Annotated in this window: 12 protein-coding genes; 8 read left to right on the forward strand and 4 right to left on the reverse strand. The window is 60.5% G+C overall.

Annotated elements, in window-relative coordinates:
* Window positions 1-9 precede the first annotated feature (9 nt).
* Window positions 10-2,199 (forward strand): patatin-like phospholipase family protein, encoded by a 2,190-nt coding sequence (locus NTD89_RS14085; RefSeq protein ID WP_262208284.1) that lies wholly within the window; start codon window positions 10-12, stop codon window positions 2,197-2,199.
* A gap of 67 nt (window positions 2,200-2,266) precedes the next feature.
* Here NTD89_RS14085 and NTD89_RS14090 read toward each other — a convergent pair whose 3' ends face one another.
* Together NTD89_RS14090 and recQ are read right to left on the reverse strand one after the other, a co-directional pair.
* On the reverse strand, window positions 2,267-2,701 hold the full coding sequence (locus NTD89_RS14090) for a MarR family transcriptional regulator (RefSeq protein WP_106576432.1): 435 nt from the start codon (window positions 2,699-2,701) through the stop codon (window positions 2,267-2,269).
* Window positions 2,702-2,822: 121 nt separating this feature from the next.
* On the reverse strand, window positions 2,823-4,949 hold the full coding sequence (gene recQ, locus NTD89_RS14095; RefSeq protein WP_053258024.1) for a DNA helicase RecQ: 2,127 nt from the start codon (window positions 4,947-4,949) through the stop codon (window positions 2,823-2,825).
* A 274-nt stretch (window positions 4,950-5,223) separates the two neighbouring features.
* On the opposite strand from recQ, the gene NTD89_RS14100 reads away from it, so the two are divergent.
* From NTD89_RS14100 to NTD89_RS14110, 3 genes are all read left to right on the forward strand, one after another.
* On the forward strand, window positions 5,224-5,811 hold the full coding sequence (locus tag NTD89_RS14100; RefSeq protein WP_106576431.1) for a YecA family protein: 588 nt from the start codon (window positions 5,224-5,226) through the stop codon (window positions 5,809-5,811).
* Between the two features lie 20 nt (window positions 5,812-5,831).
* The gene (locus NTD89_RS14105; protein WP_145158921.1) at window positions 5,832-6,221 is read left to right on the forward strand and encodes a YbaN family protein; all 390 of its coding nucleotides are present in this window, start codon (window positions 5,832-5,834) and stop codon (window positions 6,219-6,221) included.
* A gap of 225 nt (window positions 6,222-6,446) precedes the next feature.
* The gene (locus NTD89_RS14110) at window positions 6,447-9,917 is read left to right on the forward strand and encodes a PAS domain-containing hybrid sensor histidine kinase/response regulator (protein WP_145158923.1); all 3,471 of its coding nucleotides are present in this window, start codon (window positions 6,447-6,449) and stop codon (window positions 9,915-9,917) included.
* 105 nt (window positions 9,918-10,022) lie between these two features.
* Here NTD89_RS14110 and rmuC read toward each other — a convergent pair whose 3' ends face one another.
* Window positions 10,023-11,387, reverse strand: a complete 1,365-nt coding sequence (gene rmuC / locus NTD89_RS14115) for a DNA recombination protein RmuC (protein ID WP_178119661.1) — start codon at window positions 11,385-11,387, stop codon at window positions 10,023-10,025.
* A 175-nt stretch (window positions 11,388-11,562) separates the two neighbouring features.
* Window positions 11,563-11,886 carry a hypothetical protein gene (locus NTD89_RS14120; protein ID WP_043293316.1) on the reverse strand — a complete coding sequence of 108 codons (324 nt, stop codon included), beginning with the start codon at window positions 11,884-11,886 and terminating at the stop codon, window positions 11,563-11,565.
* Between the two features lie 458 nt (window positions 11,887-12,344).
* Here NTD89_RS14120 and NTD89_RS14125 point away from each other — a divergent pair, with 458 nt between their 5' ends.
* The 4 genes from NTD89_RS14125 (at window position 12,345) to NTD89_RS14140 (ending at window position 15,510) form a co-directional block, all read left to right on the forward strand.
* Window positions 12,345-12,650: a hypothetical protein gene (locus NTD89_RS14125; RefSeq protein WP_242195657.1), complete on the forward strand. Its 306-nt coding sequence runs from the start codon at window positions 12,345-12,347 to the stop codon at window positions 12,648-12,650.
* A gap of 444 nt (window positions 12,651-13,094) precedes the next feature.
* The gene (locus NTD89_RS14130; RefSeq protein ID WP_106576426.1) at window positions 13,095-13,319 is read left to right on the forward strand and encodes a hypothetical protein; all 225 of its coding nucleotides are present in this window, start codon (window positions 13,095-13,097) and stop codon (window positions 13,317-13,319) included.
* A gap of 278 nt (window positions 13,320-13,597) precedes the next feature.
* Window positions 13,598-14,080 (forward strand): hypothetical protein, encoded by a 483-nt coding sequence (locus tag NTD89_RS14135; protein WP_262208289.1) that lies wholly within the window; start codon window positions 13,598-13,600, stop codon window positions 14,078-14,080.
* Window positions 14,081-14,226: 146 nt separating this feature from the next.
* Window positions 14,227-15,510 carry an OmpP1/FadL family transporter gene (locus NTD89_RS14140; RefSeq protein WP_145158929.1) on the forward strand — a complete coding sequence of 428 codons (1,284 nt, stop codon included), beginning with the start codon at window positions 14,227-14,229 and terminating at the stop codon, window positions 15,508-15,510.
* Window positions 15,511-15,521: the final 11 nt, after the last annotated feature.

The raw sequence follows: 15,521 nt of genomic DNA on the forward strand, positions 1-15,521 counted from the left end.
AGATTCATGATGCGCCGCCTGTTGTCTTGCCTGTTTCTGTGTTTGCTTCCACTGCTCGCCGACGCCGTTGAAACACCCCGCCCCAAAATCGGCCTCGTGCTGTCCGGCGGCGCCGCGCGCGGCCTGGCGCATATTGGTGTGCTCAAGGCTCTGGAGGAGCAAGGGATCCAGATCGATGCGATTGCCGGCACCAGCATGGGCGCGGTGATTGGCGGGCTGTACGCCTCGGGCTACAAGATTGATGAGCTGGAAAAGCTCGCGCTGAATATCGACTGGCAACAAGCGCTGTCCGACGCACCGCCACGCGAAGACGTGCCGTTTCGACGCAAACAGGATGACCGCGACTTTTTGGTCAAGCAGAAGCTCAGTTTCCGCGACGACGGCAGCCTCGGCCTGCCACTCGGCGTGATTCAGGGTCAGAACCTGGCACTGCTGCTGGAAAGCATGTTCGCCCACAGCAGCAACACGCGTAACTTCGACAAGCTGCCGATCCCGTTCCGCGCAGTGGCCACCGACATCACCACCGGCGAAAAAGTCGTGTTCAACAAAGGCCACCTGCCCCAGGTAATCCGCGCGAGCATGTCGATCCCGGCGGTGTTCGCCCCGGTGGAAATCGACGGCCGCCTGCTGGTGGACGGCGGCATGACCGACAACATCCCGCTGGACGTGGCACGCGAGATGGGCGTCGACATCGCCATCGTGGTCGACATCGGCACCCCGCTGCGTTCGCGCAAGCAACTTGCCACTGTGGTCGATGTGCTCAACCAGTCGATCACCCTGATGACCCGGCGCAACTCCGAAGAGCAACTCAAGGCGCTGCATCCCAAGGATGTGCTGATCCAACCGCCGCTGGCGGCCTACGGCGTGACGGACTTCGGCCGCGCCAAGGACATGATCGACGCCGGCTACCGCGCCACCCGCGCGCTTGATGTACGCCTGGCGCACCTGCGCCCTGCTGAGCCTGTCGACCCGCAACTGATCGCCGCCCGCACACCCGGCGAGCGCACCCCCGTGATCACCGCCATCAAGGTGGAAAACGACTCGAAGGTCAGCGATGACGTGATCCGCTACTACATCCGCCAAAACCTGGGCGAGCCGCTGAACCTGGGCCGTCTGCAAACCGACATGGGCACCTTGTACGGCCTGGACTACTTCGAGCAGGTGCAATACCGCGTAGTGAAAAAGGGCCAGGACAACACCCTGGTGATCAGTGCACGCGGCAAACGCAGCGGCACCGACTACTTGCGCCTGGGCCTGAACCTGTCGGATGACATGCGCGGCGACAGCGCCTTCAACCTCGGCGCCAGCTACCGCATGAATGGCATCAACCGCCTCGGCGCCGAATGGCTGACGCGGGTGCAGATCGGTGATCGCCAAGAGCTGTACAGCGAGTTCTACCAGCCACTGGATGTCGGCTCACGCTACTTCGTCGCGCCCTATATCAGTGCCCAGGCGCAGAACGTTGAACTGATTCTGGACAACGACCCCATCTCCGAATACCGCCTGGAGCGTTATGGCTTTGGCTTGAACGTCGGCCGCCAGATCGGCAACAGCGGCGAGATCCGCTTCGGCGTCGGCGAAGCCTGGGGCAAGGCGGACGTGCGCATCGGCGACCGCGACCTGCCGAGCGTGAGCTTCAGCGAGGGCTTCTATGAACTGAAGTACTCGTTCGACTCGCTCGATAACGTGTACTTCCCGCACACCGGCGAAGACATCGGCCTGGCGTTCCGCGAATTCGAGCCAGGGTTAGGCTCGGACCAGCGCTATCGTCAGTGGGAGTTCAAACTGGACAAGGCCATGAGCCGCGGCCCGGACACGCTCATACTGGGCGGTCGTTACGGGCGCACGCTGGATAAATCCGACGTGGTGGTATCCAGCTTCCTGCTGGGCGGTGCGCGGCAATTGTCGGGCTTTCGCGAAGATGCAATCTCGGGGCAGAACATCGCCCTGATGCGCGCGGTGTACTACCGCCGCCTGACGCCGCGCTCGTACCTGCCGCTGGACTTCCCGCTGTACCTGGGGGCCTCGGTGGAACGCGGCCGGGCGTGGAACAACGACAATCAATTCGACAGCGGTTACATCAACGCTGCGAGTGTTTTCCTGGGGTTTGATACGCCGCTGGGGCCGCTGAATTTCAGCTATGGGTTCAATGATGACGATCAGCAGGCGGTGTACCTGAACCTCGGCCAGACGTTCTAGGCAGCGCACAAAAAAAGTGGGAGCTGGCAAGCCAGCTCCCACTTTTTAATTTCTGGTGAATCCCGGATCAGGACTTTTCCAGATTCGCCAGGATGTGCCCATGCACACGCATGCACACGCGCAAATCCTCTTCATCCACGCCCACAAACAGCTCATGGCGCAACGCTGTGGCAATGGTTTCAATCTGGTCGATCAATGGGCGGGCGGTGTCGCACAGCAATATGCGTTTGGCACGACGGTCTTCAAGCACCGCCTGGCGTTGCACCAGACCCTGGCCTTCAAGGCTGTCGAGCAGGCGGGCCAGCGTCGGCCCTTCGACGCCAACACTTTGAGCCAGCTCGCGCTGAGTGGGCGCTTCCGCAAAACGGGCCAGGTGCAACAGCACCAGCCAACGCGCCTGGGACAAACCCAGCCCCGCCAAGCGGCGGTCCAGTTCGGCGCGCCAACCTCGGGACATTTGCGCCAACTGCATGCCAAAGCGGTGTTGATCGGTTAAAGGCATAAAAAACTCATGGTTTAGACTGAAAATAAAGTGTGGCTAATTATTAGTCAGCTAAGCATGAGCCATGCCAGGAGGCAAGGGCCGCTATGTACTGATTCGTTACATTGGCGCAATTGGCACACTAAATTTCGAATTCCGACTGCAAAGCAGCCCGCACGCAATACAAAACACCCTCAGGCACACGCCCGGTAAACAGCGGCGCGATCTCCGCAACTGGTGGCAATTCGCCCTCTCCGTCGAGGAATGCATCCTGGATTTCACCGAGCAGATCTTCCGGCAAATCAAGGGCTTGCTCCAACGACAACTGCTGCTTGCCGATGGATTCGGCCAGCAGGGTATAGACGTTTTTTTCCGAACATTGCAGTTGACCGGCAATCTGGATCGGGGTCATGCCGGCACGCGCCAGGCTGATCAGTTCGTGGCGAATATCGGCGACTTCCTTCGGCGCCTCGGCCTGGCCGCCGAGCACTTCGAGGAAGGCTTGCCCATAGCGTTCCAGCTTGCGCGCGCCGACGCCGCTGACCCGGGCCATTTCGGCCATGGTGGTCGGCTGCTCGCGCAGCATCTCCAGCAACGTGGAGTCGGGGAAAATAACGTAAGGCGGCACACTGTGTTCCTGCGCAAGTTTGCGTCGCAGGGTGCGCAAGGCTTCCCATTGCTCGCGCTCTTCGCCACGGACCAACTGGCTGGCCTGGCTGGTGCTGCTCTTGGCCGTGGTCTGCGGTTTGAGGTCGCGACGCAGCTCCAGGCTCACTTCGCCCTTGAGCAATGGCCGGCAACTGTCGTTCAGGCGCAGGCCGCCATAGCCTTCGAGGTCGATGTCCACCAGGCCGCGGGCGACCATCTGGCGGAACAATGAGCGCCACTCGCCTTCAGCGCGGGCTTTGCCGACGCCATAGACCGAGAGTTTTTCGTGGCCGAAGCTGCGCACTTTTTCGTTGTCCTTGCCCAGCAACACATCCACCAGATGGCCCACGCCATAACGCTGGCCGGTGCGATAGATGGCCGACAACGCCTGGCGCGCCGGCTCGGTGGCATCCCAGGTCTGCACGCCGTCCACGCAGTTGTCGCAGTGGCCGCACGGCTCGGGCATGTCTTCGTCGAAGTACGCCAGCAGCGTTTGGCGGCGGCAGCGCGTCTCCTCACACAGCGACAGCATCGCGTCGAGCTTGTGTTGCTCCAAACGCTTGTGACGCTCGTCGCCCTCGGAGTTCTGCAGCATCTGCTTGAGCATCACCACGTCTTGCAGGCCGTAGACCATCCAGGCATCCGCCGGCAGGCCATCACGGCCAGCGCGGCCGGTTTCCTGGTAATACGCCTCGAGGGACTTGGGCAAGTCCATGTGCGCGACAAAGCGCACGTTGGATTTGTCGATGCCCATGCCGAACGCGATGGTCGCCACCATGATCAGGCCTTCCTCGTTGAGAAAGCGCTTCTGGTGGGCAGAGCGCGTTTCATTGGGCAGGCCCGCGTGGTACGGCAGCGCCGGGTAGCCTTGCTCGCAGAGGAACGCGGCCACTTCATCGACCTTCTTGCGCGACAGGCAATAGACGATGCCCGCATCGCTGCGCCGCTCGGACAGGAACGCCAGCAACTGCTTGCGCGGCTGCTCCTTGGGCACGATGCGGTAGAAGATGTTCGGCCGGTCGAAGCTCGACAGGAAGCGCTCGGCGTTCTGCAAATGCAGGCGCTCGACGATTTCTTCACGGGTGCGTTTGTCGGCAGTGGCCGTCAACGCGATGCGCGGGACGTCGGGGAACAATTCCGCCAACTGGCCCAGCTGCAAATATTCGCGACGGAAATCGTGGCCCCATTGCGATACGCAGTGGGCTTCATCGATGGCGAACAGGGCGATTTCCAGGCTCTGCAAAAACGCCAGCATGCGCGGCTGCACCAGACGCTCAGGGGCCAGGTAAAGCATCTTGACTTCACCGCGCTTGATGCGCGCGGCCAAGTCGCGCTGTTGCTCGGCGCTGAGGGTGGAGTTCAAGGACGCGGCGGCGACACCAAGCTCTTCAAGGGTGGCGACCTGGTCGTCCATCAACGCTATCAGCGGCGATACCACCACGGCCAGGCCGTTACGCAACAGCGCCGGCACCTGGAAGCACAACGACTTGCCGCCGCCGGTAGGCATCAGCACCAGGGCATCACCGCCACTGGCCACGCGCTCAATGATCGCACCCTGGCGGCCACGAAAACTGTCGTAGCCGAAGATGTCCTTGAGGACGCGTTGAGCCTGCTCGAGCATGTAAAACTCCAAAATGGTGCCGAAATCCCTCTGTACAGGCTGGCCGAAAAACCCCGGCTTCACGGGAAATAATCCGTAAGCGAAGTTTTCGCGGGTGGGCGCTGGGCCTGCAGGGGCATCACAAAACGCGGCAGTATACCCGAGCGTCGGTCCGCAAAGGGCGCCACTGACGAACAGCGACTGCTATCTAAACCTGGCAAATATGCCTTGCAGCTGGCCTGGGGGCTCAAGAAAGCCTAGAATTGCGCATCGTTTATTCCCAAGGTATGCCGTAATGTCCTTCGCTGAGCAACTAACCCGCCTGCAAGCCTTCCTCGACGCCGATGAGCTGCATGACGAGGCGCTGGACTACGTGGCCGCCCACGGCTACCTGACCGCCCTGTCGATCTCTTCCGACATCGTGCCGGACCGTGAGTGGATCGACGCCTTGTTCGCCGAAGAGCCGCACTACGCCGATGCCGCCCAACGCGAAGAAATCGAATCCACCCTGCTGGCTCTCAAGGCCCACATCGGTCGCCAACTGGCTTCCGACGAGGAATTCGAGCTGCCTTGCGAGCTGGACCTGGGCGAAGACCCGGATGACTCCGACCTGCGCGGCTGGTGCATCGGTTTCATGGAAGGTGTGTTCCTGCGCGAAGCGGCCTGGTTCGAAACCGCCGAGGAAGAAGTCAGCGAAATGCTGCTGCCGATCATGGTCGGTTCGGGTCTGTTCGACGACCAGCCGGAATTCTCCGACATCGCTTCCGACGCCAACCTGATGGACGACATGATCGTACAGATCCCGGAAGCCCTGACCGCCCTGTACCTGTTGTGCAACGCCCCTGACGAAAAACCGGCGATCCTCAAGCCACGTCACCACTGAGTCGTTTGCCCGTGTCCCCCATGGGCAATCGCTCGCTGCTCCTGCGTTACGCACTGCTGGCCATCGGCTGGTTGAGCGTGGCGCTGGGAGTGATCGGCATCTTCCTTCCCGTATTGCCGACCACGCCCTTCCTGCTACTCGCCGCCGCCTGCTTCGCTCGAAGCTCCCCGCGTTTCTACCACTGGCTGGTGGAACACCCGCGCCTGGGCCCGTGGATCAAAGACTACCTGGACGGCAATGGCATTCCGCTCAAGGGCAAGGTCTACGCACTCGGCCTGATGTGGTTGAGCATTGGTTTCTCCTGCTACCTGGTGCCGCTGCCGTGGGCACGCGGTTTCATGCTGACCAGTGCCGTGCTGGTGACAATCTATATCCTGCGCCAAAAAACCCTGCCGCCCCGCGAACGGTAGGCGCGGGCTTGGGTGGGAGCCGGGCTTGCCCGCGATAGCATCGCCACGGTGCAACGTTCACACCGCAGCGCCTGAATCGCAGGCAAGCCAGCTCCCACACCAGCCAGCAGCTACATAAGCCAGATCCTGCACACGACCTTGGTCGACACTGACTAACCCCAAGCATCATGCGAGACTGTCCCACCGGGCCTGGAATGCCTGGGTGTTCTTATGCTCGGAGTTACCATGACGCTGTCCAGCGGGCTGATCGCCGCCGTTGCCCTGGCCTATATGGCCATTATGTTTGCTATCGCCTTTTACGGTGACCGCCGCCATGCGCCGTTGCCGCCGAAGGTGCGCGCCTGGGTGTACAGCCTGTCGCTGGCCGTCTACTGCACCAGTTGGACCTTCTTCGGCGCGGTAGGCCAGGCCGCCGAACAGCTGTGGGCATTTTTACCGATCTATCTAGGACCGGTGCTGCTGTTGGTGTTGGCACCCTGGGTGCTGCAGAAGATGATTCTGATCAGCAAGCAGGAAAACATCACCTCTATCGCCGACTTTATCGCCGCGCGCTACGGCAAATCCCAGTCGCTGGCGGTGGTAGTGGCGCTGATTTGCCTGGTCGGCGTGTTGCCCTACATCGCCTTGCAACTCAAAGGCATCGTGCTGGGCGTGAACCTGTTGATCGGCTCCGGCCCCGACACCACCGGCACACGCGCCCAGGACACGGCCCTTATCGTGTCACTGGTGCTGGCGCTGTTCACCATCGTGTTTGGTACGCGCAACCTCGACGCCACCGAGCACCACCGTGGCATGGTGCTGGCGATTGCCTTTGAATCGTTGGTCAAGCTGTTCGCCTTTCTCGCTGTCGGCGCGTTTGTGACCTACGGCTTGTACGACGGATTCGGCGACCTGTTCAGCCAGGCGATGCTGGCGCCGCGCCTTGAGGAATACTGGAAAGAAACCATCAACTGGCCGTCAATGGTGGTGCAAACCGGCGTGGCGATGATGGCGATTATCTGCCTGCCCCGGCAGTTCCACGTCACCGTCGTGGAAAACATCGACCCGCAGGACTTACGCCTGGCCAAGTGGGTGTTCCCAGCCTACCTGATCCTCGCCGCGCTGTTCGTCATCCCCATCGCCCTTGGCGGCAAAATGCTGCTGCCGGGTTCGGTATTGCCGGACTCCTACGTGATCAGCCTGCCCATGGCCGAGGCGCACCCGGCCCTCGCTGTGCTGGCGTTTATTGGCGGCGCATCGGCAGCGACCGGCATGGTGATCGTAGCCAGCATCGCCCTGTCGACCATGGTGTCCAACGACATGTTGCTGCCATGGCTGCTGCGACGCTCCAGTGCCGAGCGGCCGTTCGAAGTGTTCCGCCACTGGATGCTCTCGGTGCGCCGGGTCAGCATTGTGATCATCCTGCTGCTGGCCTACGTGAGTTACCGGCTGCTCGGCTCCACCGCGAGCCTGGCGACCATCGGCCAGATCGCCTTCGCGGCAGTCACCCAACTGGCCCCGGCGATGCTGGGCGCGCTGTATTGGAAGCAGGCGAACCGGCGCGGCGTGTTCGCTGGGTTGGCGGCGGGCACGTTTTTGTGGTTCTACACCTTGGTCCTACCGGTCACGGCGAAAAGTCTGGGCTGGTCGCTGAGCCTTTTCCCCGGGCTGACGTGGATGCATTCACACCCGTTTGGCTTCTCCGTGACCTCGCTGACCTTGGGTACCGTGTTCTCGCTGGCGGGTAACTTCACGCTGTTTGTGTGGGTCTCGATGCTGTCGCGCACACGGGTCTCGGAGCACTGGCAGGCCGGACGCTTTATCGGCCAGGAAATCAGCCAACGCGCCAGCGCGCGCTCGATGTTGTCGGTGCAGATCAGCGACCTGCTGAGCCTGGCGGCGCGCTTTGTCGGTGAAGAACGTGCCCAGCAGAGTTTTATCCGCTTCGCCTATCGCCAGGGCAAAGGTTTCAACCCCAACCAGAATGCCGACAACGATTGGATTGCCCATACCGAACGCCTGTTGGCGGGCGTGCTCGGCGCCTCTTCGACACGCGCCGTCGTAAAAGCCGCAATTGAAGGGCGGGAAATGCAACTGGAGGACGTCGTACGCATCGCCGACGAAGCCTCCGAAGTGCTGCAGTTTAACCGCGCGCTGCTGCAGGGCGCCATCGAAAACATCACCCAGGGCATCAGCGTGGTCGACCAGTCGCTGAAGTTGGTGGCCTGGAACCGGCGCTATCTGGAGCTGTTCAACTACCCCGACGGTTTGATCAGTGTGGGCCGGCCGATTGCCGACATCATTCGCTACAACGCCGAGCGCGGCCTGTGCGGGCCAGGGGAAGCCGAAGTGCACGTGGCGCGACGCCTGCACTGGATGCGCCAGGGCCGTGCGCACACCTCCGAGCGCTTGTTTCCGAATGGGCGCGTGATCGAGCTGATCGGCAACCCGATGCCCGGCGGCGGGTTCGTCATGAGCTTCACCGACATCACCGCGTTCCGTGAAGCCGAACAAGCCCTGACCGAGGCCAACGAGGGCCTGGAACAACGGGTGACCGAACGCACCCATGAACTGTCGCAACTGAATGTGGCGCTCACCGACGCCAAAGGCGTGGCCGAATCCGCCAGCCAATCGAAGACGCGCTTTCTGGCGGCAGTGAGCCACGACCTGATGCAGCCGTTGAACGCGGCACGATTGTTCTCCGCCGCCCTCTCCCACCAGAACGACGGCCTGTCTGCCGAAGCCCGCCAGTTGGTGCAGCACCTGGACAGCTCGCTGCGCTCTGCCGAAGACCTGATCAGCGACCTGCTGGATATCTCGCGTCTGGAAAACGGCAAGATCAATCCCCAGCGACAGCCCTTCGTCCTCAACGAGTTGTTCGACACCCTGGGAGCAGAATTCAAGGCACTGGCCCACGAGCAAGGCCTGCGTTTTCGCCTGCGCGGCAGCCGTTTGCGGGTGGACAGCGACATCAAGTTACTGCGGCGAATCCTGCAGAACTTTCTTACTAACGCATTCCGCTACGCCGACGGCCCGGTGCTACTTGGCGTACGCCGACGCAAGGGCGAACTGTGCCTGGAAGTGTGGGATCGCGGCCCTGGCATCCCGCTGGATAAACAACAGGTGATCTTCGAAGAGTTCAAGCGCCTGGACAGCCACCAGACCCGCGCCGAAAAGGGCCTGGGCCTGGGCCTGGCAATCGCCGACGGCCTGTGCCGAGTGCTCGGCCATCGTTTGAGCGTGCGTTCGTGGCCGGGCAAAGGCAGCGTGTTCAGCGTGCGTGTGCCGTTGGCGCGTAACCAGGCCAGCCCCAAGGTCAAGACCACGCAGGATAACGGGCTGCCGTTGAGCGGTGCCCAGGTGCTGTGTGTGGACAATGAAGAGAGCATCCTGATCGGCATGCGCAGCCTGCTCACGCGCTGGGGTTGCGAGGTGTGGACCGCTACCGATCAGGCGCAATGTGCGGCGTTGCTGGCCGAGGGCGTGCGCCCGCAACTGGCGCTGGTGGACTACCACCTGGACCACGGCGAGACAGGCACGGAGTTGATGGGCTGGCTGCGTGCGCAATTGGCGGAGCCGATTCCCGGGGTGGTGATCAGCGCCGATGGGCGCCCGGAAATGGTGGCCGAGGTGCATGCCGCAGGGTTGGATTATTTGGCCAAGCCGGTGAAGCCTGCGGCGTTGCGCGCGTTGTTGAGTCGGCATTTGCCATTGTAGGAATGACTGAACTCAATCCCCTTGTGGGAGCTGGCTTGCCTGCGATAGCAGTGGAGCAGTCACCACCGCTATCGCAGGCGAGCCAGCTCCCACATTGACCGTGTGCTACTCCGGTAAGTGTGCGACGCCATCGGAGTCGGTCATCGCCCGTTCGAGCAAATCCGCCGGCAGGCTCTTGCTCGCACGCGCACCCAGCAACCTTAGCTGCTCGGTTCGGCTGACCAGATTTCCACGGCCATCTGTCAGCTTGTTTCGCGCCGCGCTGTAGGCCTTATCCAGCTGCTGCAGGCGGTTGCCGACTTCATCCAGATCCTGAATAAACAGTACGAACTTGTCATACAGCCAGCCGGCGCGCTCGGCAATTTCCCGCGCGTTCTGGCTCTGGCGTTCCTGCTTCCACAGGCTGTCGATCACCCGCAGGGTGGCCAGCAAGGTGGTGGGGCTGACAATCACGATATGGCGGTCGAACGCTTCCTGGAACAGGTTCGGCTCAGCCTGCAACGCGGCGGAAAACGCGGCTTCTATCGGCACGAACAACAGCACGAAATCCAGGCTGTGCAGACCTTCGAGGCGCTTGTAATCCTTGCCGGCCAAGCCTTTGACGTGATTGCGCAGGGACAGCACGTGCTGTTTCAGCGCCGCCTGGCCGATCACATCGTCATCCGCTGCAACGTACTGCTGATAGGCGGTGAGGCTGACCTTGGAATCGACCACCACCTGCTTGTCGCCGGGCAGCATGATCAACACGTCCGGCTGGAAGCGCTCGCCGTCCGGGCCTTTGAGGCTGACCTGGGTCTGATACTCGCGGCCCTTCTCCAGCCCGGCATGTTCAAGCACGCGCTCAAGAATCAGCTCGCCCCAGTTGCCCTGGGTTTTCTGGCCCTTGAGCGCGCGCGTGAGGTTGGTGGCCTCGTCCGACAGTCGCAGGTTCAGTTGTTGCAGGCGTTCAAGCTCCTTGGCCAGGGAAAAGCGCTCGCGCGCCTCATTCTGGTAGCTTTCTTCCACGCGCTTTTCAAACGACTGGATGCGTTCCTTGAGCGGGTCGAGCAACTGGCCCAGGCGTTCCTGGCTGGTTTCGGCAAACCGTTGCTCACGTTCGTCGAAGATCTTGCCGGCAAGCTCGGCGAACTGCGCACGCAGCTCGTCCCGCGAGCCTTGCAGGTCAGCAAGGCGTTGTTGATGGCTTTCCTGTTGTTCGCGCAGTTCGGCGCGCAACGCCGAGGACAGCGCATCGAGGCGGCGCAGCTCGGTTTCCTTGGCGCTGCGGTCGAGGTTCCAGGCGTGGGCGGCGTCGCGGGCGTTATCGCGGTCGATCTGGAGCAATTCGACTTCACGGCGAACGGCCGCCAGGTCAGCTTGTTTGGCGGCGTTGGCCTGGCTCAGGTCACTGATCTCGTCGCGGCTGGCGTCGAGTTGCGCGGCCAGCCCTTCCTGGGCCAGTTGCGCGGTGGCCAGGCGCTCTTCGAGCAGTTCCCAGCCGGTCATGCGCGCGCTCAGCCGCCGTTGGAGCTGCCAGCACAGGGCCAATAAAGGCACTGCAGCGCCAGCCAGGCCCAAGGCAATACTGGTCCAGTCAAAAGCCATCGCCATTTCTGCCATCACCGAAAAAGAGCAAGGTTAACCAAGCGTGGGGCTTGAGGACAGCTCAGTCTTCGACCTGCCCCAGTTCGCGCTGGGCGCGGCGGTCGCCGGCACGGGCAGCCAGGCGCAACAGGTCATGGCCGATGCGGCGGTCGCGGGCGTTGCCGCACTCACGGCACATCAGCTGGCCCAGGCGGCTCTGCGCGGCAACCACACCTTCACGGGCCGGCTGCTTGAGCAAGCGCCCGGCGAAGTGCTTGACGTTGGTGCTGTGCCCCAGGCGCGGGCTGTCGAGCAGCCACAAGGCGACTTTCAAGGAGAAACGCTTGGGTGCGGTAACAGTCTGAGGGGTGTCGGTAACAGATGGTGATACTGAGCGAAACTTCATAAAGCACTGCGGGACAGAACGGAAGGCGCGCCACTCTACTCTTTTTTTCCTACAGGTAAAGCTGAAAAATCCCTGCACGCCCGTTCTAGAGCAAGCGCTTGGGACAATCCACAGAAGCTGTGGATAACTCAGTGGACAACCCACCTTTAACGCGCGCAAAGGCCCATGGAACGGGGGCCGCAGTCAAACTGACGATTTTTTCACCAATAAAAAAAAGCGATATTTTTCATTGACTTAAATTTTCATTGCAGGCAAATGGCGGCGCTTCCAGGCCGTTGACAGACGGGTTACATACCTCGCAACTAATGTGCACAAGTACCCACCCACTGGCTATATGGCGCCGGTTTTTTGCTTCGACACGTCCTAAAAATGTTACCGACAGGCCAAACCAGGCACTTTTCAAATCCTCGCCGGCTCGCCACACTGGCCCACTCCCACACGCAACCTACCAAGGCTCGATGAAAGGAATCCTCTTATTCGCCGTGTTGCTGCTGGCCATCTGTGTAACCTCATTGGCGGTCAATGCCGCGCTGCCCTCCCCCGACGGCGCGCTGTTTGCCATCGCCATCCTGGTATCAGCGGCGTTTACTGCCGTAATGCTGTGCATAGAGTTGAGTGAAGGCCGAATCAACGACATGCGCGAGGTGATGAATGTGATCGAGACCGGCCGGTCCTGGCGCTTGACCCTGGCGGCCTACGGACTCGGCTGCTCATTGGCCGCGGCGGCCACCGTGCTGGTCTATCGCGGGTTGTTGGGCGGCTGAATTAAGCTTTTTTGGCTAGCACACTTCCCTTCCGTGTTTCAATCCGTTACTATCCGCGGCGTTAGTACCAAGCTGAAAGTCAATTCTGGTCGAACAACTCCCCTGAACAACACGGGATCGACCACCTCGATGGTTTCCAGGTATTCCTTGCGACGACACTGCCTTTGAACAAGCAAAGGGTGCCGCGAAGTTTCAATACTCTGAACGAACCAGCCTGCAAATTGATCAGGATCTTCACCCCGGGCCCAGAACCTTTGCCCCTGTTGTGTTGCCTGCCCTCCTAAGTACCTACCTGCCAGCCCAAGCGCGCCTAACTTATTAGCGCTTCAAACTGGCTGCTTTGTTCCAGTCGGGTTCTTCGTTTGATCAATGGTGATCAACGTTACTGGAACGTTTTAACGTTGCACGGTTCTTAACCGTGTCATTTGTAGGAACACCAATAATATGTCCGCTCAAATCCACACTCAGGATGCCATTCGCACCCTCACCAACGCTTTTGCACCAATGAACTGCCTGATCATGGCCGCTCGCAAAGGCTGCTTCAGCTTCACCCTGGTCAACGAACACGGCATCGCTCGTCACAGCGAACGCCTGTACCCCGATCAATACTCCAGCGCAGAGCCGCTGCAGGCCGTGATCGAGCGTACCCGTCAGGCATTGATTGCCTGATCGACCCGAGTCGCTGAAACCCAAAAGACCCTGCTTGAAACGCAGGGTTTTTTATTGCCCGAAATTCGGCTTTTGAGTACTTGCACTAAGTTCGAATAGATATAAACCTTATAACTAAATGAAGAAGATGTTTTAAAAACAGTCCTTTACATCACAAATATGACACTACACTTCAACTCAAGCGGCATGATCCGCTTGCGACGAGCCTGAGGTCCGATTCACTGCTGCCAAGCTCCCCTCTCAGGCTTCGTCGACCACTTCCATGGATTGAGGCTCGTATGGGTATCGCCGCCAGCGAATTGTGTCGTTATGTGATCAGGCCGACGTTGATTTATCTCGGCCGCCATAACCCGACAGCTGAATCCCTGCTGCTGGGCATTGCCGCCAGCCAATCGGAACTCGGCTCCGCCCTGCATGATCGGCGCGGCCACGGCCTGTACAGCATCACCGAACCTCGTCATCGCGCCCTGTGGGACAACTACCTTGCCCAAGACCCCGAGCGCGCCAGCCTGGTACGTGGGCTGGCCAGTCAACATGCATTCCTCAGCGCGCCCCAGCTTGAGCTGACCGTCAACCTGCGCTACGCCACCGCCATCGCCTGGCTGCTGGTAGAACAGCATCGTCCTGCCCTGCCGCCACCGGGTGACGTATTGGCCATGGCACGTATCTGGAAAGAAATATTTCACCCTCAAGGTCGGCTGCGGGATTTCACCCAAGCCTGGCAAACCTGTGTTTTACCCATGAATCAGGCCATTTGTTGATCAGGCGTTTTGCAAGATTCGGCTAAAACCTTCGAATCTGGTCGGATTGTCCTACAAAACCGCTCTATCTCCGACATTACGGCCTATAGCGCTAACTTAAAATTATTGATACTTTCCGCAGCGGTGATCACCACGGAGTTCTAATAATGAAAAAAGTAATGCTCAAGACCACACTTAGCCTCACCGTTGCCATGGCATCCTCCCAACTGTTCGCAAGCGGCTTTGCCCTGAACGAACAAGACGTCGCCGGTATGGGTACGGGTTTCGCAGGCCGCTCTTCTTCCGCCGATAACGCCAGCACCGTGTACGGTAACCCTGCCGGTATGGCTCGCCTCGAAGGCCAGCAGATTACCGGTGGTGTAGCCGCTATCGATGCCTCGACTGACATCAAAAACGCCAGCGGCCGTTCTTTCGGCAGTAACAAAGGCGACATGGTGCCATTCACGGCGGTCCCGTTTGGTTTCTACACCAACAAACTCAATGATCAGTGGGCCGTCGGCGTTGGTGTTTATGCACCTTTCGGCCTGGTTACCGATTATGAGAGGGGCTTCCAGGGTCGCTCGTTCGGCAGCTACAGCAAAGTGTCGGTCATCACCTTGCAGCCAACCGTCAGCTACGCCTTCAACGACCGGGTTTCCATCGGTTTTGGCCCGACCATCAACCGTATTTCCGGCAAGCTGGAATCTGAGTTGGCTTTGTCGACAAACCCTGCCGTCCCGAATACCAACGTCACGATCAAAGGTGACGATACGGCTGTCGGCTTCAACGTCGGCGTGCTGGTACAAGCCACCGATACCACGCGCGTGGGCCTGACTTACCACTCCAAAGTCAGCTACAAGCTTGAAGGCCACACCGAAGTATCGGCACCGACACCGACGGCTCCACTGCTGGCAAGCGGCCGCTACGATGCGTCTTTGAGCATTGATACGCCTGAGTCTTACGACCTGTCCGTGACACAGGACCTGAGCGATGCCTGGAAACTCTACGCCGGTTCCACCTGGACTCGCTGGAGCCGCCTGAAAGACATCACTGTCGACAACCAGGGCGTTACCCGAGCTGGCGGCCTGGTCGCTCCGCAGATCGTGGGTACCATCACCGAGCCACAGAACTGGCATGACACCTGGGCCTATGCCTTGGGTACTTCGTACCAAGTCACCAAACAAGTGGTACTGCGTACCGGCCTGACTTTCGACCAGTCGCCAACCAACAACACCGACCGTTCGCCACGCATCCCTACCGGCGACCGGACCATTTTCAGTGTTGGCCTGGGCTACGAAGTAATGCCGAACATGATCGTCGACGTGGCTTACTCCTACCTGAAGGAAGAGCCAGTCAAGGTCAACAAGACCAACGCACTGGGTTCGTCCTACAGCGCCAAGTACGAAAACAGCGCCAACGGCTTCGGCCTGGGTGTGACGTACAAGTTCTGATCCAACGCGTA

The sequence above is a fragment of the Pseudomonas sp. 14P_5.3_Bac1 genome (assembly GCF_025466135.1).
Lineage (GTDB): Bacteria > Pseudomonadota > Gammaproteobacteria > Pseudomonadales > Pseudomonadaceae > Aquipseudomonas.

Coding starts and splice junctions, on each gene's coding strand:
- NTD89_RS14085 (WP_262208284.1), top strand. CDS start 10: ATGCGCCGCCTGTTGTCTTGCCTGTTTCTGTGTTTGCTTCCACTGCTC.
- NTD89_RS14090 (WP_106576432.1), bottom strand. CDS start 2,701: ATGCCTTTAACCGATCAACACCGCTTTGGCATGCAGTTGGCGCAAATG.
- recQ (WP_053258024.1), bottom strand. CDS start 4,949: ATGCTCGAGCAGGCTCAACGCGTCCTCAAGGACATCTTCGGCTACGAC.
- NTD89_RS14100 (WP_106576431.1), top strand. CDS start 5,224: ATGTCCTTCGCTGAGCAACTAACCCGCCTGCAAGCCTTCCTCGACGCC.
- NTD89_RS14105 (WP_145158921.1), top strand. CDS start 5,832: ATGGGCAATCGCTCGCTGCTCCTGCGTTACGCACTGCTGGCCATCGGC.
- NTD89_RS14110 (WP_145158923.1), top strand. CDS start 6,447: ATGACGCTGTCCAGCGGGCTGATCGCCGCCGTTGCCCTGGCCTATATG.
- NTD89_RS14120 (WP_043293316.1), bottom strand. CDS start 11,886: ATGAAGTTTCGCTCAGTATCACCATCTGTTACCGACACCCCTCAGACT.
- NTD89_RS14125 (WP_242195657.1), top strand. CDS start 12,345: ATGAAAGGAATCCTCTTATTCGCCGTGTTGCTGCTGGCCATCTGTGTA.
- NTD89_RS14130 (WP_106576426.1), top strand. CDS start 13,095: ATGTCCGCTCAAATCCACACTCAGGATGCCATTCGCACCCTCACCAAC.
- NTD89_RS14135 (WP_262208289.1), top strand. CDS start 13,598: ATGGGTATCGCCGCCAGCGAATTGTGTCGTTATGTGATCAGGCCGACG.
- NTD89_RS14140 (WP_145158929.1), top strand. CDS start 14,227: ATGAAAAAAGTAATGCTCAAGACCACACTTAGCCTCACCGTTGCCATG.